Consider the following 25,825-nt stretch of genomic DNA (forward strand, 5'->3'; position numbering starts at 1 on the left):
CTTAACTCTATGGAATGACGGGTAATTAACCTTTCTGTACGTTATATGCTTCCAATGCACGTAAAGAGTAAGTATAAGCAGCACCTGCATTTAATGCGATAGACATTGCTAATGCTGCAGCTACTTCAGCTTCGCTTGCACCAGCTTTTACAGCCTCTTCTGCGTGTACGCTAATGCAGCTTTCGCAACGAGTTGTTACCGCAACTGCTAATGCGATAAGTTCACGAGTTTTGGCGTCAAGCACATTACCTTCTGCCGCAGCTGCACCTAATGCTTGGTAAGCTTGTAACATTTTTGGATATTGTTTACCTAACGCACCAAATGATTTTTTAACGTGTGATGTTTCTTCTTTCCAATCTGCAAACATAATGTTCTCCTAAATATATTGAATTAATAACGAACTGGTGTGGCAAATTATAGGCAGATTGGATTATGATACTTGCTCATTTATCTCAATTTTTATCGCTAACATCTCATTATGGATTATTTAGATAAACTCACCCATTTAGCACAAGTGCGTGGGGAAATTAATATTCGCTGTGAATTTCAAGGTGAATGGCAAGTTGCCCATCAAGAAAAAGATGCAGGAAAAGGCGTATTCCATCTTATTGAACAAGGCGAATGCTGGCTTACACTCGGACAAAAGCAATTTCATTTAAAGGAAGGTGATATCTTTTTCCTTCCCCAAAATCAACCGCACTTTATGCGTCATTCATCCACCCAAACAAAGGACGCATCATTGAAAAAAAGCTGGCAAGGTGCGTTTGAATTGTATCAAGTAGGGCAAGGCACACCGGATTTAAAAATGTTCTGCGGGGCGTTTTATTATCAGCAAGATGCACTCCTCACTGCTTCTATGCCTGAATATTTGCATCTCAATTTATGTGATACACCGATTCATCCTTTGGTTCAACTTTTTCTACAAGAAGCCCAAAAAAACGATGCAGGTACAAAATCAGTCGTCGATGCACTTTCCAATGTACTTTTAATTTATATTTTACGCCATGCGATTCAAGAGAACTTAATTACAGGCGGTGTGCTACTTGCTCTGCAAGACAAGCGATTAAATGCGGTACTAGGTGCGATATTACAACGCCCTCAAGAAGATTGGAGAATTGAACAATTAGCTGATCTTTCTGCAATGTCTCGTGCAAACTTTATTCGTGTTTTTCAACAACAACTTGGTATGTCGCCTGGGCGTTTTATTACTCAAGTGCGGTTACAATCAGCTGCGTTTTTATTAAAGCAATCCCAACAATCCGTACTTGCTATTGCTTTGGAAGTTGGGTATCAATCGGAGGCGCATTTTAGTAAAGCCTTCAAGAATTACTACCAACTTTCACCAAGCCAATACAGAAAATCTGCCAGCCTATAAATTGGAGAATTTTTGCGCTATAATCGCCAAGTTTTTTGAAAGGCAACATCTGTTGCCTTTTCTTTTTAAGGAAAAGATATGTTTAACAAAATTTTTTCGTGGTTTGAAAACCGTTTAAATCCTTATCCAGAAGATAATCCAACAACACCTAAAAAAGGCTTATTGCGCTTTATTTGGTCTAGCATTGAAGGAATGAAAGGTTGGATTCTCTTACTGACAGTGTTAACGGTTGGTACGGGTGTAATGGAAGCCGTATTATTCCAATTTATGGGAACGCTTGTGGATTGGTTAGGGACATTTACGCCTGAGACATTATGGCAAGAAAAAGGTCATTTATTAATTGGTATGGCTGCGCTATTACTTATTAGCATTGTGTGGGGATTTTTAGCCTCTACCGTACGTTTACAAACCTTACAAGGCGTATTTCCAATGCGATTACGTTGGAATTTCCATCGTTTAATGCTTGGACAAAGTTTAAGTTTCTATCAAGATGAATTTGCTGGCAGAGTGTCTGCCAAAGTAATGCAAACCGCACTTGCTGTTCGTGATACGGTACTCACACTTGCGGATATGTTTGTATATGTCATCGTATATTTTATTACATCAGGATTAGTTCTCGCAGCATTAGATTCTTGGTTCTTACTGCCATTTATTGCTTGGATTACGATTTTTATTTTTATCCTACGAACCCTCATTCCTAAATTATCAAAGACTGCTCAACGACAAGCTGACGCACGATCGTTAATGACAGGACGCATTACAGATGCTTATTCCAATATTGCCACAGTAAAATTATTCTCTCACGGTTCGCGCGAGGCCGCTTATGCAAAGCGTTCTATGGAAGATTTTATGGTAACAGTACACGCCCAAATGCGCTTAGCCACATCACTAGATACGCTCACCTACGCAGCTAATATTTTACTTACACTGAGCACAGCCGTACTCGGAATTATTTTATGGAAAAATGGTCAAGTTGGCGTGGGTGCAATAGCAACGGCAACGGCAATGGCATTACGCGTAAATGGGCTGTCTCGTTGGATTATGTGGGAATCTGCCCGTTTGTTTGAGAATATCGGAACCGTAAACGACGGAATGAATACGTTGACCAAACCTCACACTATTGTGGATAAACCACAAGCATCTCAGTTACAAGTGACACAAGGGGAAATTAAGTTTAACGATATTAGCTTTGCTTATGATCCGACAAAACCATTGCTCAATCATTTCAATCTCACCATCAAACCAGGTGAAAAAGTCGGACTAATCGGTCGTTCTGGTGCAGGAAAATCTACAATTGTGAACTTATTACTGCGTTTCTATGAAGCACAACAAGGCGCGATTACCATTGATGGGCAAAATGTACTAGATGTTCAGCAAGAAAGCCTACGTCGCCAAATCGGTTTAGTGACTCAAGACACTTCGCTGCTACATCGCTCTGTTCGTGACAATATTATTTATGGACGCCCTAATGCCACAGATGAAGAGATGATTTTAGCTGCTGAACGAGCAGAAGCCGCTGATTTTATTCCATTCCTCACTGATGCTCAAGGCAGAAAAGGCTACGATGCCCATGTGGGTGAACGAGGTGTAAAACTTTCAGGTGGTCAGCGTCAGCGCATTGCTATTGCTCGTGTGATGTTAAAAGATGCACCAATTCTATTGTTAGATGAGGCCACAAGTGCACTGGATTCTGAAGTGGAAGTGGCAATACAAGAAAGTCTCGATAAGATGATGGAAAATAAAACGGTGATTGCCATTGCCCATCGTTTATCCACCATCGCTGCGATGGATCGCCTGATTGTGCTTGATAAAGGACAAATTGTTGAACAAGGCACCCATGCTGAATTACTGGAGCGCAATGGTCTGTATGCTAAACTTTGGAATCATCAAAGTGGCGGATTTTTAAGTGAACATGCTGAATAATATTACTTTTCCGCTATAGATAAAATCCATATAAAAAGGCACGCATATAAAAAATATGCGTGCCTTTTATCATTATACGTTTAACTAGATTTATAACTTACTTTTTAATACTGTCAATGCTCGTGCACGATGAGAAATTTTTTTCTTCTCAACAGTTTCTAATTCAGCAAATGTGCAACCTTGTTCTGGACTAAAGAATAAACTGTCATAACCAAAACCATTTTCGCCTTTTTCTTCAAAACCAATCACACCATGACACTCACCTTCGGCAATAATTGGCGATGGATCCGTTGGATGCTGTAAAAACACAATACAGCTCACAAATTTGGCTTGACGTTTATCTTGTGCAACATGAGCAAGCTCTGCCAATAATTTCTCACGGTTTTTAGCATCATTGCCCTCTTCACCTGCATAACGTGCAGAATATAGACCTGGCGCGCCATTAAGTGCGGAAACTACTAACCCAGAATCATCCGCAATAGCAGGCAAACCTGATTTCTCTGAGGCATAGCGCGCTTTTAATAACGCATTCTCAACGAAAGTTAAGCCTGTTTCTTCTGGGCTTTCAATGCCTAAATCTGTTTGTGCAATCACTTCAAAACCAAAATCAGATAGAACATCAGCCATTTCTTTCACTTTGCCTTTATTGCCTGTAGCAAGTACGATTTTTTGTTTCATAATCAATCCTTTTATTGATGATAAGCTGCCGTTAAATCAGCCCAGTTTTGCTCAGTAAATTGAATATTCATTCGTCCAACTTCTTTTTCGAAGGAACGCTTTAAACGATTCAGATTTTGCACTTTCCAAAAATCTCCAGATTTTTCACCGCACTTATCAAAATCGAGTAACCAACATTTTTGCCCTTGTTCAGTTTGTTGAAGCAAAATATTGTGTGCATTCAAGTCTGTATGGCAAATTTGTAAATCATGTAGTTTTCGAATCAAACGACCAATTTGACTCCAAATTTCTTTTGGCAATGTTTGTGTTTGTAAAAGTGCGGTTAAATCCTGCGCATTTTCGATTTTTTCCATCAAAATATCCGCTTGATAGCAAATACCTAACTTGCCTTTTTGAATACGTGCGGCAATGGGTTTAGGCACAGGTAAACCCGCTTCATACAAACGTTGTAATAAATGAAACTCAGCAAAACTACGGGTAGTTTCAAGAGCAGAAAAATGATAACGATCTTTGTTCAGTTTAGCCCAAAGTCCACCTCGATAATAATGACGCAACGCACAATTTACGCCAAACCAATCTTCAGTTTGCAAGAAATAAGTGATACCTCGACCTTTTGCACTCCCTATCACTCGTTCTTGTTTTTGCCAAAATTCTGCTTGGAAAAACTCAGTTGCTTGCTCAAAAGTGCGGTCAAAATTAAAGACAAAATATTGGTTATCTTGTTGGAATTGGTGCATGGGAATGTTGTTATGAATAGAAAATGGACTCATTCTACTTTAAAATAAGCGCAAGTTAAATGAGAAAGGAATGTCAATGCCACTTTTTACCGAAGCTCCAAAATCCCTTTGTATTCTCCGATTGTCAGCGGTAGGCGATGTCTGCCACGCCTTAGCTGTGGTTCAGCACATTCAGGCATATTATCCCCAAACAGAAATTACTTGGATTGTAGGCAAAACCGAAATGGGTTTACTTTCAGGCATTCCTAATATCACGCTCCTTCCTTATGATAAAAAAGCGGGATGGAAAGGCGTTTTATCACTCTGGAAACAACTAAAAAATAAACAATTTGATGCCCTATTAAATATGCAAACAGCATTTCGTGCATCAATCCTTTCTTTAGGAATTAAAGCAAAATTCAAAATTGGATTTGGAGAAAAACGTTCTCGTGAAGGGCAATGGCTATTTGTAAATCATCGTATCACAGATCCCTCATTGCCCCACGTATTAGATGGATTTATGGCTTTTGCTGAATATATTGGTGTACCGAAATCAGAACCGAAATGGGAATTAGCTATCTCAGAAGATGATTATAAATTTGCCGATCAATTTATTGATTTCTCTCGTAAAAATTTATTGATTTCCCCTTGTTCTAGCAAGGCCGAAAAAGATTGGCTAATCGAACGTTATGCAGAGGTTGCCAATATTGCCCATCAGCATAATATAAATGTAATCTTCTGCAGCTCGCCTGCAAAACGTGAATTAGAAATAGTCAAAAAAATTACCGCACTTTGCCATTTCACACCAACCAATATTGCAGGGAAAACAAGCCTAAAACAGCTTACTGCTTTAATTTCTAAGGTTGATCTGGTGCTTTCGCCAGATTCTGGCCCAGCCCATATTGCGACAACACAAGGTACACCCGTTATTGGCTTATATGCGTATCACAATCCTTTGCGTACTGCACCTTATAATAATTTAGATAACGTGGTATCTGTATATGAAGAAAATGCCCAAAAAGAATTTGGCAAACCGTCTTCTGAACTACCTTGGGCAACCAAACTAAAAGGGAAAAATTTGATGGCAGAGATTCAAGTTGAACCCGTCATTGAACAAATGAAAAAATTGGGATTATTCTAAAGAAAAAAGCTCAGCTAATGCTGAGCCTTTATTTATCTTGCAATCAAATTACTAATTGCTTGGTAAATTCTTGTGGCTGAATCGCCAGACAATGCCTTGCCTTTTTCATCAGAAATGACAACGGAGCTTTGTCTGCCATGATCAGAAATTTGCATTTGGTAAGTGCCATTTTCAAGTTCTGGAAGTTCAGTTCCCATGCGCAACCAATCTTCTTTTTTTAATGCTGAATATTTTAATTCACGATAACCTTTACCTGCAGTTTCAGATTTGATTGCAAAACCTACTTTAGGTAAAGCACTACCCAGTTTTTCCCACGCTTGACCAAAATTAACATTCATCGCTAATGCAGTTTGGCCATTTAAATCCTGAATAATTTGCGAAGCAATCGCTCCCACAGAAGCGCTAGATAAATCTTGTTGCTGTTTGTTATAAGCAGAAGTTAATGCAGACACAATGTGATTTAATCGTTCAGACGTATAACGTTGCTTATCAGATACACTTGGAGTGAAAATCACGCCATCACGACGCATTTGCAAAACAGATACTGCTAGTGCACTCGCATCTTGAGCCATAACTTGTTCTACTTGATATTTAATCTCAGTGCCCGATTTATCACCAATTCTTCCTGTAGGCGCCCAATCCGTCGTTAAAATCGCACCATTCGTCGTTGATGAAATACCGTCTTCTTTCAATAAGCGTTCAACTTGTTGGAGGTTATACACACTTGCTTGCTGTTCTGGATACACGATTAATGCACGTTCACCATCGAATTGTGTTAATGAATTTTCAATAATCGCTAATGGTGTTGATGGAGGACGAATATCAATATTTTCTCCCTTTTTCACCGCAATATTAGGCAAAGCATAAGTATCGTCTGCTTTTGGTAGCATTACACCAGCGCTCGCCAATGGTGAGAACCCAGGGATAGAAGCCTCTGATTTTTGGAAAGAATCATTAGCAGTCTTTAATGCTTCAGGATCAGACGAACAACCAGACAATACGATAACCGCTGCTAAACTCAACATTATTTTTTTCATATTTGAACCTTAACTAAATTGAAAACTTTATGAATTTTGACCGCACTTCGACAGCCTATAATGCAAAAAGTTTAGGGGTAATAACTTATCCCTGATTTTTATAATAATCCTGCGATTTTCAGTGCTTCTTCTACTTTTGGTTGAACCTCTTCGCTTAACACCGTCAATGGCAAGCGTAAATGTGCTGACTTAATTAAACCTAAACGATAAGCCGCCCATTTCACAGGAATTGGGTTCGATTCGATAAAGAGATCATGATGTAAACGCATTAAGCGAGCATTAATTTCTTCGGCTTTAGCAAAATCTCCCGCAAGCGCATAGCGACACATATCAGCCATATCTTTTGGTGCTAAGTTATTCGTTACAGAAATCACGCCTTCTGCGCCGAGTTTCATCGCATCCAAACTCGTTGCATCATCACCACTTAAAACGATGAAATCCTTGCCTGCGAGTTCTTTAATTTTGGTGACACGACTAATATCTCCCGTTGCTTCTTTAATACCAACAATGTTGTTGATTTTTGCTAAACGAGCAACCGTTTCTGGCTTCATATCGCTACCGGTACGACCTGGTACGTTATAAAGAATTTGCGGTAAATCTGTACATTCAGCAATGGCTTTAAAATGCTGGAAGATTCCTTCTTGGGTTGGTTTATTGTAGTAAGGTACAACGGATAGACAACCCGCAACGCCGCTATCGCGTAATAATTTAGTCATTGTAATTGCTTCGCTTGTCGCATTTGCGCCTGCGCCAGCAATCACAGGAATACGCCCCTTGGCAAATTCAACCGTCTTCTCAATAACCTTTACATTTTCTTCAATACTTAATGTTGCTGATTCACCCGTTGTTCCCACAGAAACAAGCGCATTAGAGCCTGCCTCAATGTGATATTCCACCAATTTTTCTAAACAAGCGAAATCTACTTCACCGTAATTATTCATCGGTGTAACAAGTGCAACAATACTGCCTGAAAATAAAGGATTTAGTGCTGACATAGAACCTCCGTTGGTTTTTTAATTTTATTATTTGGTATAGCTCGTTATAGTCGCTAAAATGACTTGAATTTGCAAATATTTTTTCATCAAAGGAGCTTTTTATGAATCCATTATCCGTTGGTAGCCAAGCACCCATTTTTACGTTATTAAATCAGCAAGAACAACCCGTTTCTTTAAATGATTTTCTCGGTAAAAAAGTGTTAGTCTATTTTTACCCGAAAGCACTCACGCCTGGCTGTACAACGCAAGCATGCGGATTGCGTGATAGTAAATCAGAATTAGATGAATTAGGTTTAGTTGTACTTGGCATTAGCCCCGATACACCGAAAAAATTAGCTCAGTTTATTGAGAAAAAAGCCCTTAATTTCACACTACTTTCCGATCCTGATCACAAAATTGCAGAACAATTTGGTGTATGGGGTGAAAAAAAATTCATGGGTAAAACTTACGATGGTATTCACCGAATTAGTTTTTTAATTGATGAAAACGGAAAAATTATTCACGTATTTGATAAATTCAAAACAACAGAACATCATCAAGTTATCGTAGATTATCTTCGATCCCTATAACCCTTCAAAAATTACCGCACTTTTCTATATAAAGTGCGGTAAAAATTCATTATTTTTTCAGTTCAATATTTACGCGTTATTCCGCCTTTGCTAGAATTTATCCTTGATTGAAATTCATTCTCAATTATATTCCCAAGATATTTCTCAAATAATAAGGACAGAAAAAAATGATGCAGCTTTTTGATTTTTTACAACAGTACAGTGACTACTTTATCATCGGTTTATTATTACTGATGAGCATTATTATGCTAGCCATGGTAATTGAACGTTATCTTTTCTTAAGAAAGGTAAACGTCGCACACTATTCCACCATTCACGCATTAGATATCGATTTAAATCGCAATATGACCGTGATTTCTACTATTGGTGCAAACGCGCCATATGTTGGTTTGCTTGGTACAGTTATCGGGATTTTATTAACGTTTTATCAAATAGGTCATGGCGGTGGCGAAATTGACACTGGCGTGATTATGATGCACTTATCTTTAGCATTAAAAGCGACAGCATTGGGTATTCTTGTGGCTATTCCATCGATGGTGTTTTATAACGGTTTAGGTCGTAAAGTTGAAGTTAATCGTTTGAAATGGAAAGTGTTAAACGAACAAAAAGATAAGGAATAGTCTGTGAAAAAATTCGATGAAATCAACATTATCCCTTTCATTGATATTATGTTGGTGTTGCTTGCTGTGGTACTTATCACTGCGTCTTTTATCTCTCAAGGTAAAATTCAAGTTAACGTACCTAAAGCCAGTACAGCCGTTGCATTTAAAGCTGATGAGCTTGCTAAATTATTGACTGTGACAGCGGATAAACAACTCTATTTCAATGATAGACCTATTACACAAGAAGCCCTAGAAGCAGAAATTGCCCAATGGAATAAAGATCAAAAAGTCACATTAAAAATTGATGCTGAAGCCTCTTTCCAAGACTTTGTTACCATTACAGATATGCTCTCTAAAAATGAGATCAAAAATGTAGCTATTGTTTCTATGAAAGATAAGGGTAAAAGTGCGGGTAAAAATCCTCAAGAATCTGCACCCGCTCAATCTGTGCCAACGACGCCTTAAGGAATAATTATGCAGCAAACAAAACGTTCGCTATTAGGTTTGCTTATTTCTTTGATCGTGCACAGCATTGTTGTAGGGTTAATCTTATGGAGTTGGAATAAGCCAAGTGATAGCGCCAATAGCGCACCAGGCGACATATCCACAAGTATTTCCATGGAAATGGTGCAAGGCATGGTGATGGAAGAACCTGCTCCTGAGCCAGAAAATGTACAAAAAGAGCCAGAACCAGAAAAACAAGAAGTTGTGGAAGATCCAACGGTAAAACCTGAACCACAAAAAATCAAAGAACCGGAAAAAGAAAAGCCAAAAGAAAAACCTAAAGAAAAGCCAAAGGATAAACCGAAAAAAGACGTTAAACCACAAGAAAAACCAATCAATAAAGATCTACCAAAAGGTGATAAAAATATTGATTCAAGTGCAAACGTGAATGCTAAAGCGACCACAACTGGCGCCACCAATAGCAATGCACAAGTAGCGGGTAGTGGAACAGACACGAGCGAAATGGCAGCCTATCGCTCCGCAATTCGTCGTGAAATTGAACGTCATAAACGTTACCCTACTCGCGCAAAAATGATGCGTAAGCAAGGTAAAGTCAGTGTGTCCTTCAATGTAGGCCCGGATGGCTCACTAAGTGGTGCTCGCGTTACTCAATCATCAGGTGATGAAAGCCTAGATAATGCAGCATTAGAAGCAGTTAACAGCGCAAGACCTGTCGGTGCAAGACCTTCAGGATTCCCTTCAGGGTTAAACGTGCCAATTAGTTTCACGCTTCAATAAAAAAAGTGCGGTTAATTCTCTTTGAGTTTAACCGCACTTTTCTTTGGCTAGATTTAATTAAGCCGCTCGATTACCTAAGGTACCATCATCAATCGCTTCTTTCGGAGTACCTACCACTTCAGCAATTTTATCTCCGTTCTTAAAAAATACAAATCCACCATTTTCCATTTTTGTCCAATTTTCATCTTTGGTTAATGGAAAGGTTGTAATGATATTCACTTTATCGCCTTCCTTTGCATAATCACTAAAATCAATGACACCATCATCATCAATTCTGTGTGCTTTACCAAAAGGCGCTTGTCGTATGACATAATGTAAATTCGTTGAACAATGGGCTATCATCCACTCTCCATTAGAAAGAATAAAATTAAATGTGCCGTGTTGAGCAAGCTCTTTTGTTACTTTTTGAATAGCTTCAAAAATTTCCATTTCACTCGGTTTTTTACGAAAAGTATTTTTAAGATATTCCGCCATATAACAAAAAGCAGCTTCAGAATCTGTAGAACCTATTGGCTGCAAAAAATGTTTTGTCATATCTGGTAGGTTTTTCAAATTACCATTATGCGCAAAAACCCAGTTTTGCCCCCAAATTTCACGAATAAACGGATGAGTATTTTCAATATTCACTTCACCCTGAGTCGCCTTACGAATATGTGCAATAACATTCAAAGACTTGATTTTATATTGCTTCACACAATCAGCGATGGGGGAAAGGCTAGCAGCTTGATTGTCGCGAAAAATACGCACTCCACGCCCTTCAAAAAAAGCAATTCCAAAGCCATCTGAATGACAATCAGTTAAACCAGCACGACGACGAAAGCCTTCAAAAGAAAAGACAATATCCGTCGGCGTATTACAATTCATTCCGAGTAATTGACACATAATTTAAATAAGATATAACCTCACAATATATGAGTGATTTAACACCATTATGAAAGGAATATCAATAGAGATTCTATGGATTTTTCATGTCATGTAGGTATTAGGTCTCTTAGAAATGATACTTTTAGTTAACGCACCATTTTCTAGAAATCATTACCAATTATTTCTAATGAGAATCCGATTCAAAAATAAGATCTGGAATTAAAGTAATAAATATTGATAGAAGAAATTAATCTAAGGAAATTTAAAGGGTATAGAAAGGGAAAATGGTCCCCCCTACCGGACTTGAACCAGTGACCAAGCGATTATGAGTCGCCTGCTCTAACCGACTGAGCTAAGGGGGGAAAGTGCGGTTGATTATAGAGAAATAATCACTTGAAGTCTATAAAAGAAGGGATGATTGATGAAAAATCAATCATCCATATTTATCACTATTAAAAGAAGAGCTCTAAATGTCACTCAATATTTAATTATGGAAAGTATTCAAATTATTACGTATTACACCTTGCTCTTTGACGATCCGCCTCTAAATCAGAAGGTGCATTATGCCCTCCAATAATATAACCCAAATGAGGCTTAACCCCTCTTACCCTTTCTTTATCACAAAAAACTTCAAACCAATCAGCTAGCCAATAAGGTTTTTCTTTTTTTAAGTTTTCAGTTAATTCAATTGCAAGAGATTTTCGTATTAAATATAAACTTGATCCCTGATTATTATAACCATAATACATAGGACAGAAATTTTCATCTAAATTAAACCAATCAAAGGCTAAACTTTGTAAAATAATTAAATCTACATTTTCTTGGTTCAAAAAATATCCGTTTTCAAAAACATCTATCACTTTTTGAAGTGAGGATTGTAAATCATCTTTTAAGAGCACATCATCTTCAGCAATAATAGCAAAATCTCGCTCCAGTAAATCATCGTCATTTGCAATTGCTTTCCAACATGCAATATGGGAAAGGGTACAAGCAATTTCGCCTGAGGTTACCTTCTGTCCCATTAAACTTTCACACTGTGAAATATTAAAAAAAATTTCTAAATCAAATAGTTCAAGTAACTTCTTATCAACAGCGGGCATACGCGTAAATAAATTTGCTGAAGTTTGAGAAAAAAACTTTTTTAATCGTTCAGGAGATCGATTTAAATTAATAACGTACCCTTTTGTTTGTTTGTTTGTTTGTTTGTTTGTTTGTTTGTTTGTTCAAGCATAATTTCCTTCTTTGATTAGAATATAAATTTAAAAGCCCATTTCTGGGCATTAAATCATTATTGTAAAACAGAAATATCCGCTACTTGTAAGAACAAGCTTTGTAACGTATTTAAAATCGCTAAGCGGTTTTGGCGTAATGCTGGATCTTCAGCATTTACCATTACGTTATCAAAGAAGCTATCTACTGGTGCGCGTAAGTTCGCTAATTTATCTAATACTGCGGTGTAATCGCCTTGTGCGATAAGCGGTTGAACTTCAGTGCGTAATGCAAGTACAGCTTCAGCAAGGGCTTTTTCTGCTGGTTCTACACAAGCGGTCAAATTGATCTCACCAATTGCAGCATCCGCTTTGGCTAAGATATTGCTGACACGTTTATTTGCTGCTGCTAGCGCTTCTGCTGAATCTAAAGTACGGAAGTGAGATACCGCACGCACGCGCGCATCAAAATCAGCAGGGCGAGTTGGACGACGCGCCAATACCGCTTGAATTACATCCACCGCAATACCTTCATCTTGATACCATGCACGGAAACGACCGAGCATGAAGTCCACTACATCAGCAACCACATTTTGATTCGTGAGTTTATCACCGAAAAGTGCGGCTGATTTTTTCACTAAATCTTCTAAATCTAGTGGTAAATTTTTCTCTACGATAATACGCAATGCACCTAATGCCGCACGACGTAATGCGAACGGGTCTGCACTGCCTTTGGGTGCTTGGCCGATACCGAAGATACCCGTTAAGGTGTCAAATTTATCCGCTAAAGCGACCGCACTTGCCACCAAAGATTTAGGTAATTCATCACCCGCAAAGCGTGGCATATATTGTTCGTTTAACGCCACTGCCACTTCTTCATCTTCACCATCATGACGAGCATAGTGCATACCCATTACACCTTGCGTATCGGTGAATTCAAATACCATGTTCGTCATCAAGTCACATTTTGACAGTAAACCCGCACGTTTTGCTTTCGCTTCATCTGCACCGATTTGTTTTGCAATTTCGCCTGCAAGTTGTTCGATACGGTCAGTTTTGTCTTTCAATGTACCGAGTTGTTGTTGGAACAATACGGTTTCTAAACGTGGTAAACGATCAACCAGTTTTTGTTTTAAGTCGGTTTTGAAGAAGAATTCCGCATCGGTTAAACGTGGACGCACCACTTTTTCGTTCCCTTCGATAATCGCGGTTGGATCTTCAGGGTTGATGTTCGATACGAAAATAAAGTGCGGTAATAATTTGCCGTCTTTATCATAAATTGGGAAATATTTTTGGTCGCCTTTCATGGTGTAAACCAACGCTTCCGCAGGCACAGCTAAGAAACGTTCTTCAAATTTTGCCGCTAATACGTTTGGATATTCCACCAACGAAGTCACTTCTTCAAGCAAGCTTTCTTCAATGTCAGCCACGCCGCCAAGTGCGGTCGCTTTTGCTTGAGATTTTGCAAGAATTTCTGCTTTACGCTCGTTGAAGTCCGCTACCACCGAACCTTTTTCACGTAATAATTGCGGATATTGGTCTGCATGTTGAATTTCAAATTCTTTCTCGCCTAAGAAACGGTGGCCGCGAATAGTACGCGCACTTGCTACACCTAAAATTTCGCCTTCAATTAACTCATCACCTAACAACATAGTCACAGTATGAACCGGACGAATAAACTGCACCGTTTTGTCAGCCCAACGCATTGGTTTTGGAATTGGCAATTTTGCTAAGGCATTAGCCACAATATCGTTAAGTAAGTTTTTGGTCGGTTGACCTTCAATTTTTGCACGGTGAACAAGCCATTCACCTTTATCAGTCGCAATGCGTTCTGCTTGCTCGACAGTAATGCCACAACCACGCGCCCAGCCTTCTGCTGCTTTAGTTGGTTTGCCTTCTGCATCAAAGGCAGCTGACACTGCTGGCCCGCGTTTTTCGATCTCTTTGCTCGGTTGCTGTGTTGCTAAGTTTAATACTTTCACCGCCAAACGACGCGGCGCCGCAAACCATTCGATTTTGTCGAATGATAAACCTGCTTGGTTTAATTCCGCTTCAACGTTATCCGCAAAAGAGGTCGCTAATGTTTTGAGAGCTTTTGGTGGCAGCTCTTCCGTGCCGATTTCTACTAGGAAGTTTTGGGTTGTCATTTTGGAGTCTCTATGTAAACATAATTTATATCATTATAAATATTAAGGCTTTAAACCAAATACTAATGCAAATGGTACCCAAACTGGCATTGTTAAAATAAATAACAATTGACCGTTACTAGTTTCAAAAAAAGGTCTTTTGTCAGTTACTACTATTGGTAGTGGGGTATCTAATTTATATTCATCAGTTAAATTATTTAAACCATAAAAAGTCTCAGCATCAGCCAAGAATGTTACTTTTATATATTGTTTTTCATAAGCTTCAGCTTGATATACTTTTTTTAATTTGATTAAGTCATCATCACTTAATAGATTTTTATCAATAAAAAGTGAGTATATAAGCTCATTAGAACTTTGCGTTAGTATTTGCAGGTTTAAAGCTTGTTTAGATACTTTATAATGGTAACTATCATAAAATTCTTTAAATTGTTGTATTGTTTTCTTATCTTTGCTCTTTAAATGATACAGTTTTTCATTTATCTGAACATGAATAGAATTATCAAAAAAACGTATATGTGTTATTTGTTTTTGAACAACGGAATTACTATTCGTACAACCTATTATTAACAATACGCAAATAAAAATTATTGAATATAGTTTCTTAATCATCTTTTATATTTCTCTGTTTTCACTTCTGCCAAATCTCCCCTACCCCTCTTTGCTAAAGAGGGGATTGGATCTTTGGAGAATTAAATATTTATGTTCTACTTTAACGTTTTTTGAAAGCAGATAATTTAATCTCTATTGAAATTAAAATGTAAATGAGTCAGTTACTATCAATTTACTCAAGAAATCCCCCTCTTTAGCAAAGAGGGGTAGGGGAGATTTGGCAGAGCTACTTAACGCTCATACTCAATCAGCCCTTACATTCTCTAAAAACAAATAAATCTGCTCTACTACCGCTTCAATTTCACGCATGACTTCATCATTGCTAAACCGCATCACCGTAAAACCAAGTGAATTTAATTCTGCATCTCGCAATGCATCTTTTTCCTGATAATCAGGTTCATAGTGCTGACTACCGTCTAATTCGATAATCAGCTTTGCTTTCGCACAATAAAAATCAACGATATAACTTAAAAATGGCTTTTGTCGATTAAATCGAAATCCTAATAATTGATCTCGATTAATGCGTTGCCATAATTTTCTTTCCGCATCCGTCTGCTCCACTCGCAATTTCTGCGAATTTTCTTTTAAGTATTTTTCATAAGGTTGCATGAAAACTATTTCTTACCGTTTTCAATACTCTCCCTCAACACCTGTTGAAAACGCTCATAATCACAAAAGCCCTTTTCATCTTTTTCACAGCCTTTGAGCGTTAATGCTGTTTGGTTTGGTGGTGTCGCTAAACTTAATGGCGTGATGTTAATCAGTTGTTCAGTGGTTTGATACACATAATCCAACTTAAATTTAAGCTTGCCACTTGGTTTGTGCTTCCACACTTCAAATAGTAACTTGCCACCGATTGGGATATTTTCCAATGAATCATTCAATTCATAAGGCTCAACGCCTAGTGCAGCCAGCAGAGCGACGATATTAGAATCATGTCCAACTAATAAGTTAATTTTGTTTTCACTATTTAGCTGTTGCTGAATAAATGCTAACAACGGATATGAGGTATTTTGTGCCAACGCTTCGTTGTTTTTAAATAACGTGCGGTAATATTCGTTTTTAATTTCGTTAATCGCACGCCATTTTTCTTGGCTATCCACGCGGCCGTTTGCTATTTCTGAATCAGGCTTACCCACATAATGAGCGAGCAATAATGCACTGACAATTTTCTTTCCTTTGCTGATAGAGCCAGTAATTTTGACTGACTTGCCGTCTTTAATACTGTATTCACCGACTTTTCCACCTAAATCACACTCGCCTTTTTGTAAGCAGTTTGGTGAATTTTTATAATCGATGATTTCACTCAATAGCGCATAATTTGGCGCTAATTTTTGCTGTAAAGCGGTTAAATCAACGTTATTTTTTGCAGATTCAATCAAGGCTTTGCTTGGATTATGCGCTTGTGTATTAAAAATCGGATCTTTTTCTGAACCAATTTTACCGTGATGTTGCAGTTGAACATTACAGCCCGCAAATGCACCTGAAACAATCGCCTGACCTGTAGCAATAGTGCGTTGCACACCATTCGCATAAGCGAAAATACCTTCGCCCGATGCACAACGCTCTGTTGTTAGTAACCCTTTATCTGCAAGCCATTGACCTAAATACTGTCCGAAATAGGTTTCTAACACCGTCCCTTTTGCCGTGAGATAGCCTGATGGCACATTCCATTTTGCCCATTCATAAGGGGAATATTTCGCCATTTCTTGCGGATCTTTTTCCACTGGTGAACGCAACCCATGTCGGCTGAAAATCAATACTTTCTCTAATTCATAATCAGAAGTTGAGGAATTTGAGCTATTTTCTGTTGCTAACACACTATTTGCTAAAGCAGAGCCGAGCAAAAGTGCGGTGACTTTTAGGGTTATTTTTTTCATATTCGAGACTTAATCATTTAATGTTGAATTGAGCTATAAAAATTCAATGCATATTTGGTGCCGTAAACTAACACCATAAATACCGCAACAATATTGACTACCGCAAAAAAGATTAACTGTTTACTGTTGCTTTCCAGCCAGAGCATTTTAAATAATGCGAGCGTACCAATATTTTCATCAAGTTCGCTCTCTCCACTCAGTGTTCTTAAGGTTTTCAGCATCTTACGTACAAAAAAGACGGTATTAATTGCCATTACACTAAGTGCAATAAATCCAGAAGCGAGGCATAAAAATAGCACAAGCAGATTACCCCACTCCCAATGCCGCCAATCCAGCTCAGAAAACATAAATAATGCCAGTGATAAAAATAACACTGCTGGCGTTAAGTTACGTAAAAACATTAAATAATCATCGCCAATTTTAAATAAAAATTGCCAAAACCCGACTTTCTTCATTACTTTAAAAAATCTCTTTTAATTTGGATTCATCCAAAATAACACGGTCGTCATCTAACAATAACGCCGGAAAGCCCGCATAACCTTGTGCTTTTGCATCATCAAATGCGGCGTGACGATCACGCAAGCGTAACCATTGTTTCAAATTCGGGATGGAAGATAGTACTTCCACTGACTCATAATCCACACCCAAGCGTTTTAACTCTGCCACAAATGGCGCAGTATCAGGGCAATCTGCCGCATAATAAAGAATGGGTTTGTTCATTTTTCTCTCCTAAAGTGCGGCCAAATTTCACCGCACTTTTTTGAATTACCTTTAAGCGTTATTTTTTACAACCCGGGAAACCTAAGGCCTCACGGCTTGCATAATAAGCTTCAGCCACGCCTTTAGTTAATGCACGAATACGTAAAATATAGCGTTGGCGTTCGGTCACTGAAATTGCTTTACGTGCATCTAACAAGTTGAAGCTGTGTGCTGCTTTCAAAATACGTTCATAAGCTGGCAATGGTAATGGTTTTTCTAAGGCTAATAACTCTTGTGCCTCTTTTTCGTATTGGTCGAAGCAGTAGAATAAGAAATCTGTGTTTGCGTGTTCAAAGTTATAGGTTGATTGCTCAACTTCATTTTGATGGAAAACATCACCATAAGTGGTTTTGCCTAACGGGCCGTCAGACCAAACTAAGTCATAAACAGAATCGACGCCTTGGATGTACATCGCTAAACGCTCTAAACCGTAAGTCACTTCGCCCGTTACAGGTTTACATTCTAAGCCGCCCACTTGTTGGAAATAGGTAAACTGGGTCACTTCCATCCCGTTTAGCCACACTTCCCAGCCCAAGCCCCAAGCACCTAAGGTTGGGTTTTCCCAGTTATCTTCTACAAAACGGATATCGTTTTTGGTCGGATCGAAACCGAGCATTTCAAGCGAGCCTAAATAAAGTTCTTGAATGTTATCTGGAGAAGGTTTGATCACTACTTGGAATTGGTAGTAGTGTTGTAAACGGTTTGGGTTTTCACCGTAGCGACCGTCTGTCGGGCGGCGTGAAGGTTGCACATAAGCAAATGCCATCGGCTCTGGGCCTAATGCACGTAATGCGGTCATTGGGTGAGAGGTACCTGCGCCCACTTCCATATCAAAAGGTTGCACAATGGTGCAGCCTTGGTTTGCCCAATATTCTTGCAGGGCTAAAATCATACCTTGGAATGTTTTTACGTTGAATTTTGTGCTCATAATCGTTGATCTAATGTGATTAAAAATGCCCGCATTATACTTGAAAGCGCAAGGCGGATAAAGGCGAAAAAGTGCGGTTAAAAAACGAATTTTTTTACAAAATGAACAGAATTTGTAAAGTAAATGAAAATTCTCGACTAGGAAATGAATTTCTATTGTGCCAAAATAGCGCACTTTTTAAAAAGAGGAACCAACATAATGAAAACCAACTTAATTACTACCGCACTTTTATTGAGTGCGTCAGCTTTTGTACAAGCTGAAACCAAAACCGAGCTTGAACCGATCAATGTGTATTCAGCTTACGCAACACCAGTAAACCAAGACCAAACTGCATCATCAGTCACCGTATTAACAGAAAAAGATTTTGCAGAGCGTAATGCGACTTATGTGAGTGATGTATTGAAGACTGTACCAGGTATTGCGATGACATCAAATGGGGGACGTGGAACAGAAACGAATTTTTATGTTCGTGGTGCTGAACCTAATCAAGCGATTGTTGTTATTGACGGAGTAAAAATGAATCCTATTTCAGGAGATGCATTTAACCTAGGTGGATTGACTCTCAGTAACATTGAACGTATTGAAGTATTGCGTGGAGAGCAATCAGCTCTTTGGGGGAGTGATGCAATGGGTGGTGTAATTTACATCACAACAAAAAGTGGTTTATATAAAGAAAAACCTTTTAATATAGACTTTGATTTAGGTACAGGTTCATATCACACTCGCGATGGTTCTGTTACATTATCCGGATACAACGACGGATTCTATTATTCTCTCCATGGCGATAGTCATCGTACAAGCGGTATATCATCAAAAAGTTCAAATAAATTTAATTATACTTCTACTTCGGGAACTAAATTCTCAACAGGAGGGTATTCGGAAAAAGATAAATTCCATCGAGATAATGCATCTTTACGTTTTGGTTATGATGATAATAATAAAGGTATTGAATTATTTTCTTCCCATTCCTCACAAACAAGTCATTTCGATGATAATGACCGTCCTATTTCAGATGAAACTTTATTTAATGATAATGTTCGAACAAGAGAATCAATATTTAAATTAAGTGGATACTTTGGAAATGATAAGGAACTATTGAAGCATAAAGTAAATATTAGCCATATTAAAACAACTCGTAATGTTTTCGATTTATCCCCTTACTCAGCTAATATTGAAACCAAGTTTGATGCAAGAAGGTTAAATGCAAATTACCAACTTGATATAAATTTTGATCAAGACGGAGCTATTACTCAGGGTGTGAGCTTCTTAGCTGAATATCAAAAAGCAAAATATGAAGGTAGTGAATATACTAGCACAAAAGAAAATACTGAAAAAAGTATTGCTGCTGAATATCGTCTACTCCATGAAGATGGACATAATGTTGCGGTAAGCGGTCGATATATTAAAAATTCATTTTACGATAATACATTCACTAGTCGAATTTCAGGTGGATATCGTTTATCTCCAAACTTTAAAGCGCACACAAGTTTTGGTACGGCAACGAAATCACCAACGATCTCGGAATATTTTGGTTACGCCCCTTGGACAAATCCAAATTTTGACTTGAAAGCAGAAAAAAGCCGTGGTGGTGATATTGGTCTATTAATTGAAACAACAGATAGACAACATAGTTTAGATATCACTTACTTTGCTCGTAATGTAAAAGATTTAATTTCTTATGATGGTACCACATCTAAGAATAAAAATGTTTCTGGAACAAGCCAAATAAGAGGTGTTGAATTAGCATACAGTGGTAAATTAACTACATCCCTAACAAGTTATGCGAACTATACTTATACTCAAGCAAGAGATAATAAAAAGGTTGATCTTAGCCGTCGACCAAAACATGCAGGTAATATAGGGTTAGCTTATCAAATTACTGAAAAGTTAGGGTCAGATGTTAACGTATCTTATGTAGGTAAACGTATTGATACTTACCCACACCCAACTAAAATGCCTTCCTATACTTTGGCAAATATTGGTGTGAATTATCAAATTGTTCCTAATTTAACGATTTATGCAAACCTTAACAACGTATTCAATAAAAAATACGAAAACGTACTTGGCTACGGCCAAGACGGACGTAATGTTTACGTTGGCTTGAAAGGATCGTTCTAATTATTACCCACTCATAAGGGCGTGCTTAGCACGCCTTTTTACATTCTTGCTGGCGTAGCGTATCATTATCTATATGCAAAAAACTCGCTTAATTTTAACCGCACTTTTCCTTCCGTTTACCGCTCAGGCTTCGGAACAATTTGTCTCGCTTACGCTTTGCAGCGATCGTCTTTTGTCGGAAATTGCGCGTCCTGAGCAAATTGCCGCACAGTCTCCTTATTCTAAAAATCCCTTGATGATGTTGGATAAACTCAATGTGGATAAGCCAACTCTTAAGCCACAACTCACCGCATTATTGCCCTATCTCGATAAAACGTTTCTTATCAATGAAACCTTTTACCCACAACTTGTGGCAGATTTGAAAAAACTTGGGGCAAAAATTGAGCCAATTAATGACACGCCACAAACGGCAGAAGAATTATTTGGGCTAATATTGCACTTGGGCAAACTTACGGGCAATGAAACGCATGCGAAATCTTTAATCGATAAACTTAAATTACAAGATTCTCGCCTCAATCTATCACTCACTGACGCATTAATACTTTCAGATACGGGCATTGTAGAAACTTATACACCACAGTATCCCACTTTACTTAACTTGCTAGGCTTAACCCCGCAAAAAAAACCACTTACGGCACAAAATTTTTCTCTTGAAAAAGTGCTACTAGCCGAACCCAACGTGTTGATTGAAATCAGCGACCAACAAAGTTATAACGAGCAAGCGGAATTGCTTAAACATCCGCTTTTGCAAAATCTTTTTAAAAATCGACCGCACTTTCGTATTCCAATGAAATATACTTATTGCTTTGATCACGGCGTGTGGCAAGGTGCAGAGAAGATTTATCAACAATTAAAATGATATTTGGATTACATAGGAAATTGAGCATTGACCAAAACACTAAAATTAAATACCTCACTTTTCTTCGCGTTGCTGTTGATTAGCAGCTTTGCGATTTATCATCAGCTCGGCGATTTTGCCCATCTCAAAAATGCGGATGGTGTGCTCACGGATATGCGCTCGCTCGTATTGCTTGATATTCGCCTACCGCGCCTCGGATTAGCCATTTTAACTGGTGCAAGCCTTGCTTTAGCAGGCAATGCAATGCAGGGGATATTTCAAAATCCGCTGGCAAGCCCTGGATTATTGGGAAGTAGTGCTGGTGCAACCACCACCAGTGTATTTTTGCTTTACTATTTTTCCGTACCCTTAAGTCTATTGTTAATTGGCGGTGTGGCTGGTGCGTTATCTAGTTTTTTATTGGTTTATTTAATCGCTAAAAACCACGGTACAACGGCGATGATTTTAAGTGGTTTAGCCGTCAATATGTTGCTCTCTGCTGCCGTTGCATTGCTACTTTCGAACGCAGAAAGCCCGTGGGCGTTAGCTGAACTCTACCGCTGGCTACAAGGTTCTCTTGTGTGGGCAAAACTTGATACGCTACTCATTTCATTTCCAATCGTATTATTGGGTTTGTTTTGTTTATATCGTGAACGCCGCTATATTGACTTACTCACCTTCGGTGAAGAAACCGCGAGCACAATGGGCGTGAATCCTAAACGTAGCTTTTTCATCACGACCTTTGGCGTGGCATTATTAGTGGGGGCAACGATTCCTCAAACAGGCACTATCGGTTTTGTTGGCTTAATCGCACCGCACTTTGCTCGCCTATTGCTAAAAAAACGACCTTCGCAACTTTACATTACCAGTGCATTACTTGGCGCATTATTGCTACTTATTGCGGATCTTTGCGTGCAATATATTCCTGTCTTTTCACATATTTATATTGGCACGCTCATCGCAATCATTGGCGCACCTTGCTTAATTTGGATTTTAATTACGGAGCAACGCAAGTTGGCAAGATAATGATTAGAATCGAAAACCTTTCTCAGCCTTATGGCTTAAACAACATCAGCTGCACGCTTCCTAAAGGAAAACTGATCGGCATTATGGGCGCAAATGGTGCGGGCAAATCAACTTTGCTCAAAACGATTGCAGGAATTTTACCTATTGCAAAAGGTGAAATTTATTTTGGAAACAGCCCATTAAGCAAAATAAGTACAACGGAAAAAAGCCAGCAACTCGCTTATCTTGCGCAAGATACCAATATCCATTGGGATTTATCAGTTTATGATATTATTGCTCTCGGCTTAAATTCCCCCTTATCATCGGCAAAAGAGCGGTCAAAAATCACGGAGATTTCACAAAAATTTTCGATAGAACATTTGCTCAATAAATCCTTTCAGAAACTGTCAGGCGGAGAAAAAGCGCGAGTGCAACTCGCTCGTTGTTGTATCAAAAATGCGCCGCTATTGCTCGCTGATGAACCTATCGCACCACTCGATCCCTATTACCAAATAGACATGATGGAACAATTAAAATCGCTCACGCCACAGCATACTTGCGTTGTAGCGATCCATCATTTATCCCTTGCATATAAATACTGTGATGAAGTGATTTTGCTCGACAAAGGCAAAATTATTGCGACTGGCAAAACACAAGCGGTGCTAAATTCAACGAATCTTGCTCAAGCCTTTGATATAAGCGTGAAATTTGACGCAGAAAGAAGAGAGATTTATGGGATAGAGAAATTGGAAACCTAATTCCAATTTCTCATTTTGCTGAAAGTAAAAGTTATTTTCGAGAAAAATCAACCGCCCTTACAAATCAACCAAGGAACTTGCTTGCCTTGTTGATTCTTGTAGTAAATTGAACTTTGAGATCGCGCAATTAAATCCACATAACTTCCTTGAATCGGATCATACGAACGATAAACCACTTCAAATTTTGTACCGCGCGCATTCAGTGTCAGTGTGTATGAATGATCAAAAGGCACTGCCTTACCATGATCTAGCTGGAAATAAAAACCGAAGTTATCTTTCATACGACTTTCACGCGACAGAGGGAAATAAGTCGTCAAATGAGAAATCCCCCCAGTTTCTTTATTATTACAACGATAATGATATGGCTTGTAATTAACAGAATTATTTAACTCAGCTTGGCTAATATTATTCTTTAAAAATCGAGATTTAACCGTTTTCTTCGGCTGATGTGTTGTGGTGCAAGCAAATAAACTCACAAGAGCCCCCACAAACAATGCCATCTTTAATTTATTCATAAATACAAAATTCCGAGAAATAAGAAGGCGCGTATGATAGCGGAAATTGGGGATTGTGCAAGGGATTGGAATGAGATTAAAAAATCGCAACAAAAACTGGAAGTGTAATTCCAAACACACCGAAAAATAAATAATATGGAAATAAACTTCCAATTTTCGTATACTTTTTAAAATATGAAATTTACTTCCAATTGGTAAAGCCATGATCTCTCGTGAAAATTATTTACAACAACTGATTCAATTTAAAGATACCGATTTTATTAAAGTCATCTCTGGTGTTCGTCGTTCTGGTAAATCAGTGCTACTCATGCAATACGGTGATTATCTGCAACAGCAGGGCATTGCTTCCGAAAATATTATTTATCTCAATTTTGAGTCTTTTGAATATCAATGGGTGAAAAACGCTCAAGATTTCCAACAGCTTATTCAAGAAAAAATGCTCTCCTCTCAAGAGAAAACTTACTTTCTGATTGATGAAATTCAGTTTGTAGAAGGTTGGCAGAAAATCGTTAATGCGCTTCGCGTGAGTTTTAACACCGATATCGTGATTACGGGTTCCAATGCTAACTTGCTTTCTGGCGAGCTTGCGACGCTGTTAAGCGGTCGGTATGTAGAAATCAAAATTTATCCGCTTTCTTTTAAAGAATTTTTGCACGCCAAAAATGTGGATAGCCAATCAAGATTGGTAGATAAACTCTATTTGGAATACGAAAAATACGGCGGTTTCCCCAGTGTCGCCATTGCGGATGAACCTTTAAAAGAAACGATTTTATCCGGCATTTTTGATTCTATCGTGCTAAATGATATTGCCCACCGAGCCAGTGTGAAAGACACGCATATTCTTAAAAGCGTGATTCTCTTTTTGGCGGATAACGTAGGGCAGTTGGTGAATCCGAGCAAAATTAGCAACACGCTCACGTCCGAACGAGTTCCCACTTCAAATCACACCATCAGCAAATATCTTGATTTGTTAGAAAATGCGTTTCTTTTTTATAAAGCAAAACAATACGATATTCGCGGAAAAGGCTATTTAAAAACCAATGCCAAATATTTTATTGTGGATAATGGTTTAAGACGACACGCTATCGGCAAAAAAGGGGCGAATTATGCCAATCGCTTAGAAAATATCGTTTTTATTGAATTACTCAGACGGGGTTATACCGTTGATGTGGGCAAACTCGACAGCAAAGAAATTGATTTTATTGCCCGAAAAGCCGATGAAATTCTATATGTACAAGTCGCCTTTGAAATCCCTGAAAATACCCACGAAACAGATAATCTTTTGCATATTAAGGATAACTACAAAAAGATCTTAATTACGGGGAAATATTACGAACAAACAGAGATTGATGGGATTGAAGTGATGTATGTGGTAGATTGGTTGTTGCAGTAAACATAAAAACGTTGAAAATTTTCACCGCACTTTCAGTGATTAATGCTCACGCTGGCGCGCGTTTCCTAACGCGTGCCGTAGAAAGTAAATAAAGAGCGGTGAGTTTTTGAAGTGTTTTTTAGTAAAATTTGGCACACGCTGCGAGCGTGCGCCATTATAAAGAAAATGAAATATGATAAGTAACTACTTGCCCATAAAAGGACCTGTCCACATCAACATAGGGTACCAAATTGGTGCAGTAATGATGCTTACGGCTTTTTCTATTCCATATTGGGTTGATTTTTTCATTTCATCCCGTTTCTCTGTTCGAATTTCTTCATCTGTTTTTAGACGATAATTACTAAGATATGCAGGTATTGGTATAGGGAGTGAGGATTTTTTCAAAATTTCATCACGGTTATTTAATTTCACGATACGCCCATTGATTATTTGCTCATCTCCCTTTCTCATATAAAGGGTAATTGCGGTTATAGGTCCTTTCCCTTTACATTCTGACGGTTCTTGGTGGAAAAAATCACTTACATA

General features: G+C 38.4%; 28 protein-coding genes and 1 tRNA gene. 12 read left to right on the top strand and 17 right to left on the bottom strand.

All coding sequences use genetic code 11. The features are described from left to right. Positions 1-25: 25 nt before the first annotated feature. Complete coding sequence (locus DV434_RS05245) at positions 26-367, bottom strand: carboxymuconolactone decarboxylase family protein (RefSeq protein ID WP_005627672.1); 342 nt, start codon at positions 365-367, stop codon at positions 26-28. A gap of 111 nt (positions 368-478) precedes the next feature. On the opposite strand from DV434_RS05245, the gene DV434_RS05250 reads away from it, so the two are divergent. After that, the gene (locus DV434_RS05250; RefSeq protein WP_111696007.1) at positions 479-1,375 is read left to right on the top strand and encodes a cupin domain-containing protein; all 897 of its coding nucleotides are present in this window, start codon (positions 479-481) and stop codon (positions 1,373-1,375) included. 78 nt (positions 1,376-1,453) lie between these two features. Next, a complete protein-coding gene (locus DV434_RS05255) occupies positions 1,454-3,298 on the top strand; it encodes an ABC transporter ATP-binding protein (protein WP_118785376.1) in 1,845 nt (614 codons plus the stop codon). Positions 3,299-3,388: 90 nt separating this feature from the next. Here DV434_RS05255 and rdgB read toward each other — a convergent pair whose 3' ends face one another. After that, positions 3,389-3,976, bottom strand: a complete 588-nt coding sequence (rdgB, locus tag DV434_RS05260) for an RdgB/HAM1 family non-canonical purine NTP pyrophosphatase (RefSeq protein WP_114909537.1) — start codon at positions 3,974-3,976, stop codon at positions 3,389-3,391. A gap of 11 nt (positions 3,977-3,987) precedes the next feature. Then, positions 3,988-4,713 carry a 3-deoxy-D-manno-octulosonic acid kinase gene (locus DV434_RS05265; protein ID WP_053521062.1) on the bottom strand — a complete coding sequence of 242 codons (726 nt, stop codon included), beginning with the start codon at positions 4,711-4,713 and terminating at the stop codon, positions 3,988-3,990. A 76-nt stretch (positions 4,714-4,789) separates the two neighbouring features. On the opposite strand from DV434_RS05265, the gene DV434_RS05270 reads away from it, so the two are divergent. Further along, positions 4,790-5,833, top strand: a complete 1,044-nt coding sequence (locus DV434_RS05270) for a glycosyltransferase family 9 protein (RefSeq protein ID WP_118785377.1) — start codon at positions 4,790-4,792, stop codon at positions 5,831-5,833. Positions 5,834-5,865: 32 nt separating this feature from the next. Here DV434_RS05270 and bamC read toward each other — a convergent pair whose 3' ends face one another. Then, complete coding sequence (bamC, locus tag DV434_RS05275; protein WP_118785378.1) at positions 5,866-6,870, bottom strand: outer membrane protein assembly factor BamC; 1,005 nt, start codon at positions 6,868-6,870, stop codon at positions 5,866-5,868. Between the two features lie 98 nt (positions 6,871-6,968). Beyond that, complete coding sequence (gene dapA / locus DV434_RS05280; RefSeq protein ID WP_118785379.1) at positions 6,969-7,865, bottom strand: 4-hydroxy-tetrahydrodipicolinate synthase; 897 nt, start codon at positions 7,863-7,865, stop codon at positions 6,969-6,971. Positions 7,866-7,966: 101 nt separating this feature from the next. On the opposite strand from dapA, the gene bcp reads away from it, so the two are divergent. The 4 genes from bcp to DV434_RS05300 all read left to right on the top strand — a co-directional run bounded on the left by bcp (position 7,967) and on the right by DV434_RS05300 (position 10,278). Next, complete coding sequence (gene bcp, locus DV434_RS05285; protein WP_118785380.1) at positions 7,967-8,434, top strand: thioredoxin-dependent thiol peroxidase; 468 nt, start codon at positions 7,967-7,969, stop codon at positions 8,432-8,434. A gap of 167 nt (positions 8,435-8,601) precedes the next feature. Further along, positions 8,602-9,054, top strand: a complete 453-nt coding sequence (gene exbB, locus DV434_RS05290) for a TonB-system energizer ExbB (RefSeq protein ID WP_005627854.1) — start codon at positions 8,602-8,604, stop codon at positions 9,052-9,054. A 3-nt stretch (positions 9,055-9,057) separates the two neighbouring features. Then, positions 9,058-9,501: a TonB system transport protein ExbD gene (gene exbD, locus DV434_RS05295; protein ID WP_005627856.1), complete on the top strand. Its 444-nt coding sequence runs from the start codon at positions 9,058-9,060 to the stop codon at positions 9,499-9,501. A 9-nt stretch (positions 9,502-9,510) separates the two neighbouring features. Next, entirely contained in the window at positions 9,511-10,278 is a 768-nt protein-coding gene (locus DV434_RS05300; protein ID WP_118785381.1) for an energy transducer TonB, read from the top strand. A gap of 57 nt (positions 10,279-10,335) precedes the next feature. Here the strand turns inward: DV434_RS05300 and DV434_RS05305 are convergent, their stop codons facing one another. The 10 genes from DV434_RS05305 to glyQ all read right to left on the bottom strand — a co-directional run bounded on the left by DV434_RS05305 (position 10,336) and on the right by glyQ (position 18,673). Further along, complete coding sequence (locus tag DV434_RS05305; RefSeq protein WP_118785382.1) at positions 10,336-11,160, bottom strand: class II glutamine amidotransferase; 825 nt, start codon at positions 11,158-11,160, stop codon at positions 10,336-10,338. 267 nt (positions 11,161-11,427) lie between these two features. Then, positions 11,428-11,504, bottom strand: a tRNA-Ile gene (locus tag DV434_RS05310). Positions 11,505-11,651: 147 nt separating this feature from the next. Further along, on the bottom strand, positions 11,652-12,314 hold the full coding sequence (locus DV434_RS05315) for a glycosyltransferase family 25 protein (RefSeq protein ID WP_118811528.1): 663 nt from the start codon (positions 12,312-12,314) through the stop codon (positions 11,652-11,654). Between the two features lie 116 nt (positions 12,315-12,430). Next, positions 12,431-14,497, bottom strand: coding sequence for a glycine--tRNA ligase subunit beta (gene glyS / locus DV434_RS05320; RefSeq protein WP_118785384.1), 2,067 nt, complete (start codon positions 14,495-14,497; stop codon positions 12,431-12,433). A 42-nt stretch (positions 14,498-14,539) separates the two neighbouring features. After that, entirely contained in the window at positions 14,540-15,106 is a 567-nt protein-coding gene (locus DV434_RS05325) for a hypothetical protein (RefSeq protein ID WP_118785385.1), read from the bottom strand. A gap of 243 nt (positions 15,107-15,349) precedes the next feature. Then, entirely contained in the window at positions 15,350-15,715 is a 366-nt protein-coding gene (locus DV434_RS05330) for an endonuclease domain-containing protein (protein WP_118785386.1), read from the bottom strand. Between the two features lie 5 nt (positions 15,716-15,720). Beyond that, entirely contained in the window at positions 15,721-16,986 is a 1,266-nt protein-coding gene (locus DV434_RS05335; protein ID WP_118785387.1) for a histidine-type phosphatase, read from the bottom strand. 17 nt (positions 16,987-17,003) lie between these two features. Further along, a complete protein-coding gene (locus DV434_RS05340) occupies positions 17,004-17,441 on the bottom strand; it encodes a hypothetical protein (RefSeq protein WP_118781762.1) in 438 nt (145 codons plus the stop codon). A gap of 4 nt (positions 17,442-17,445) precedes the next feature. Continuing rightward, a complete protein-coding gene (locus DV434_RS05345) occupies positions 17,446-17,706 on the bottom strand; it encodes a hypothetical protein (RefSeq protein ID WP_118785388.1) in 261 nt (86 codons plus the stop codon). 58 nt (positions 17,707-17,764) lie between these two features. Then, positions 17,765-18,673, bottom strand: coding sequence for a glycine--tRNA ligase subunit alpha (gene glyQ / locus DV434_RS05350; RefSeq protein WP_005628151.1), 909 nt, complete (start codon positions 18,671-18,673; stop codon positions 17,765-17,767). Between the two features lie 198 nt (positions 18,674-18,871). On the opposite strand from glyQ, the gene DV434_RS05355 reads away from it, so the two are divergent. The 4 genes from DV434_RS05355 (at position 18,872) to DV434_RS05370 (ending at position 23,392) form a co-directional block, all read left to right on the top strand. After that, complete coding sequence (locus DV434_RS05355; protein WP_118785389.1) at positions 18,872-20,791, top strand: TonB-dependent receptor plug domain-containing protein; 1,920 nt, start codon at positions 18,872-18,874, stop codon at positions 20,789-20,791. 73 nt (positions 20,792-20,864) lie between these two features. Continuing rightward, on the top strand, positions 20,865-21,650 hold the full coding sequence (locus DV434_RS05360) for a substrate-binding domain-containing protein (RefSeq protein ID WP_118785390.1): 786 nt from the start codon (positions 20,865-20,867) through the stop codon (positions 21,648-21,650). 27 nt (positions 21,651-21,677) lie between these two features. Continuing rightward, entirely contained in the window at positions 21,678-22,655 is a 978-nt protein-coding gene (locus tag DV434_RS05365; RefSeq protein ID WP_118785391.1) for a FecCD family ABC transporter permease, read from the top strand. Then, positions 22,655-23,392 carry an ABC transporter ATP-binding protein gene (locus DV434_RS05370; protein WP_118785392.1) on the top strand — a complete coding sequence of 246 codons (738 nt, stop codon included), beginning with the start codon at positions 22,655-22,657 and terminating at the stop codon, positions 23,390-23,392. The genes DV434_RS05365 and DV434_RS05370 overlap by 1 nt, the downstream gene beginning before the upstream one ends. Positions 23,393-23,439: 47 nt before the next feature. Here DV434_RS05370 and DV434_RS05375 read toward each other — a convergent pair whose 3' ends face one another. Next, positions 23,440-23,907, bottom strand: a complete 468-nt coding sequence (locus DV434_RS05375; RefSeq protein ID WP_118785393.1) for a hypothetical protein — start codon at positions 23,905-23,907, stop codon at positions 23,440-23,442. 202 nt (positions 23,908-24,109) lie between these two features. Between DV434_RS05375 and DV434_RS05380 the strand changes: the two genes are divergently transcribed. Further along, positions 24,110-25,300 carry an ATP-binding protein gene (locus DV434_RS05380; RefSeq protein WP_192881482.1) on the top strand — a complete coding sequence of 397 codons (1,191 nt, stop codon included), beginning with the start codon at positions 24,110-24,112 and terminating at the stop codon, positions 25,298-25,300. A gap of 183 nt (positions 25,301-25,483) precedes the next feature. Here the strand turns inward: DV434_RS05380 and DV434_RS10980 are convergent, their stop codons facing one another. Beyond that, positions 25,484-25,750 carry a hypothetical protein gene (locus DV434_RS10980; RefSeq protein ID WP_239992759.1) on the bottom strand — a complete coding sequence of 89 codons (267 nt, stop codon included), beginning with the start codon at positions 25,748-25,750 and terminating at the stop codon, positions 25,484-25,486. Positions 25,751-25,825: the final 75 nt, after the last annotated feature.

This window comes from Haemophilus haemolyticus (assembly GCF_003493685.1).
GTDB classification, from domain to species: Bacteria; Pseudomonadota; Gammaproteobacteria; order Enterobacterales; family Pasteurellaceae; genus Haemophilus; species Haemophilus haemolyticus_O.

Excerpts from the sequence above, each read along its gene's own strand:
- DV434_RS05270 (WP_118785377.1), top strand. The coding sequence starts at position 4,790 with ATGCCACTTTTTACCGAAGCTCCAAAATCCCTTTGTATTCTCCGATTG.
- DV434_RS05335 (WP_118785387.1), bottom strand. The coding sequence starts at position 16,986 with ATGAAAAAAATAACCCTAAAAGTCACCGCACTTTTGCTCGGCTCTGCT.
- DV434_RS05355 (WP_118785389.1), top strand. The coding sequence starts at position 18,872 with ATGAAAACCAACTTAATTACTACCGCACTTTTATTGAGTGCGTCAGCT.
- DV434_RS05360 (WP_118785390.1), top strand. The coding sequence starts at position 20,865 with ATGCAAAAAACTCGCTTAATTTTAACCGCACTTTTCCTTCCGTTTACC.
- DV434_RS05250 (WP_111696007.1), top strand. The coding sequence starts at position 479 with ATGGATTATTTAGATAAACTCACCCATTTAGCACAAGTGCGTGGGGAA.
- dapA (WP_118785379.1), bottom strand. The coding sequence starts at position 7,865 with ATGTCAGCACTAAATCCTTTATTTTCAGGCAGTATTGTTGCACTTGTT.
- rdgB (WP_114909537.1), bottom strand. The coding sequence starts at position 3,976 with ATGAAACAAAAAATCGTACTTGCTACAGGCAATAAAGGCAAAGTGAAA.
- exbB (WP_005627854.1), top strand. The coding sequence starts at position 8,602 with ATGATGCAGCTTTTTGATTTTTTACAACAGTACAGTGACTACTTTATC.
- DV434_RS05330 (WP_118785386.1), bottom strand. The coding sequence starts at position 15,715 with ATGCAACCTTATGAAAAATACTTAAAAGAAAATTCGCAGAAATTGCGA.
- DV434_RS05265 (WP_053521062.1), bottom strand. The coding sequence starts at position 4,713 with ATGCACCAATTCCAACAAGATAACCAATATTTTGTCTTTAATTTTGAC.
- bcp (WP_118785380.1), top strand. The coding sequence starts at position 7,967 with ATGAATCCATTATCCGTTGGTAGCCAAGCACCCATTTTTACGTTATTA.
- DV434_RS05300 (WP_118785381.1), top strand. The coding sequence starts at position 9,511 with ATGCAGCAAACAAAACGTTCGCTATTAGGTTTGCTTATTTCTTTGATC.
- DV434_RS05340 (WP_118781762.1), bottom strand. The coding sequence starts at position 17,441 with ATGAAGAAAGTCGGGTTTTGGCAATTTTTATTTAAAATTGGCGATGAT.
- bamC (WP_118785378.1), bottom strand. The coding sequence starts at position 6,870 with ATGAAAAAAATAATGTTGAGTTTAGCAGCGGTTATCGTATTGTCTGGT.
- glyS (WP_118785384.1), bottom strand. The coding sequence starts at position 14,497 with ATGACAACCCAAAACTTCCTAGTAGAAATCGGCACGGAAGAGCTGCCA.
- DV434_RS05370 (WP_118785392.1), top strand. The coding sequence starts at position 22,655 with ATGATTAGAATCGAAAACCTTTCTCAGCCTTATGGCTTAAACAACATC.
- DV434_RS05305 (WP_118785382.1), bottom strand. The coding sequence starts at position 11,160 with ATGTGTCAATTACTCGGAATGAATTGTAATACGCCGACGGATATTGTC.
- DV434_RS05245 (WP_005627672.1), bottom strand. The coding sequence starts at position 367 with ATGTTTGCAGATTGGAAAGAAGAAACATCACACGTTAAAAAATCATTT.
- DV434_RS05255 (WP_118785376.1), top strand. The coding sequence starts at position 1,454 with ATGTTTAACAAAATTTTTTCGTGGTTTGAAAACCGTTTAAATCCTTAT.
- DV434_RS05380 (WP_192881482.1), top strand. The coding sequence starts at position 24,110 with ATGATCTCTCGTGAAAATTATTTACAACAACTGATTCAATTTAAAGAT.
- DV434_RS10980 (WP_239992759.1), bottom strand. The coding sequence starts at position 25,750 with ATGAGAAAGGGAGATGAGCAAATAATCAATGGGCGTATCGTGAAATTA.
- glyQ (WP_005628151.1), bottom strand. The coding sequence starts at position 18,673 with ATGAGCACAAAATTCAACGTAAAAACATTCCAAGGTATGATTTTAGCC.
- DV434_RS05325 (WP_118785385.1), bottom strand. The coding sequence starts at position 15,106 with ATGATTAAGAAACTATATTCAATAATTTTTATTTGCGTATTGTTAATA.
- DV434_RS05345 (WP_118785388.1), bottom strand. The coding sequence starts at position 17,706 with ATGAACAAACCCATTCTTTATTATGCGGCAGATTGCCCTGATACTGCG.
- DV434_RS05375 (WP_118785393.1), bottom strand. The coding sequence starts at position 23,907 with ATGAATAAATTAAAGATGGCATTGTTTGTGGGGGCTCTTGTGAGTTTA.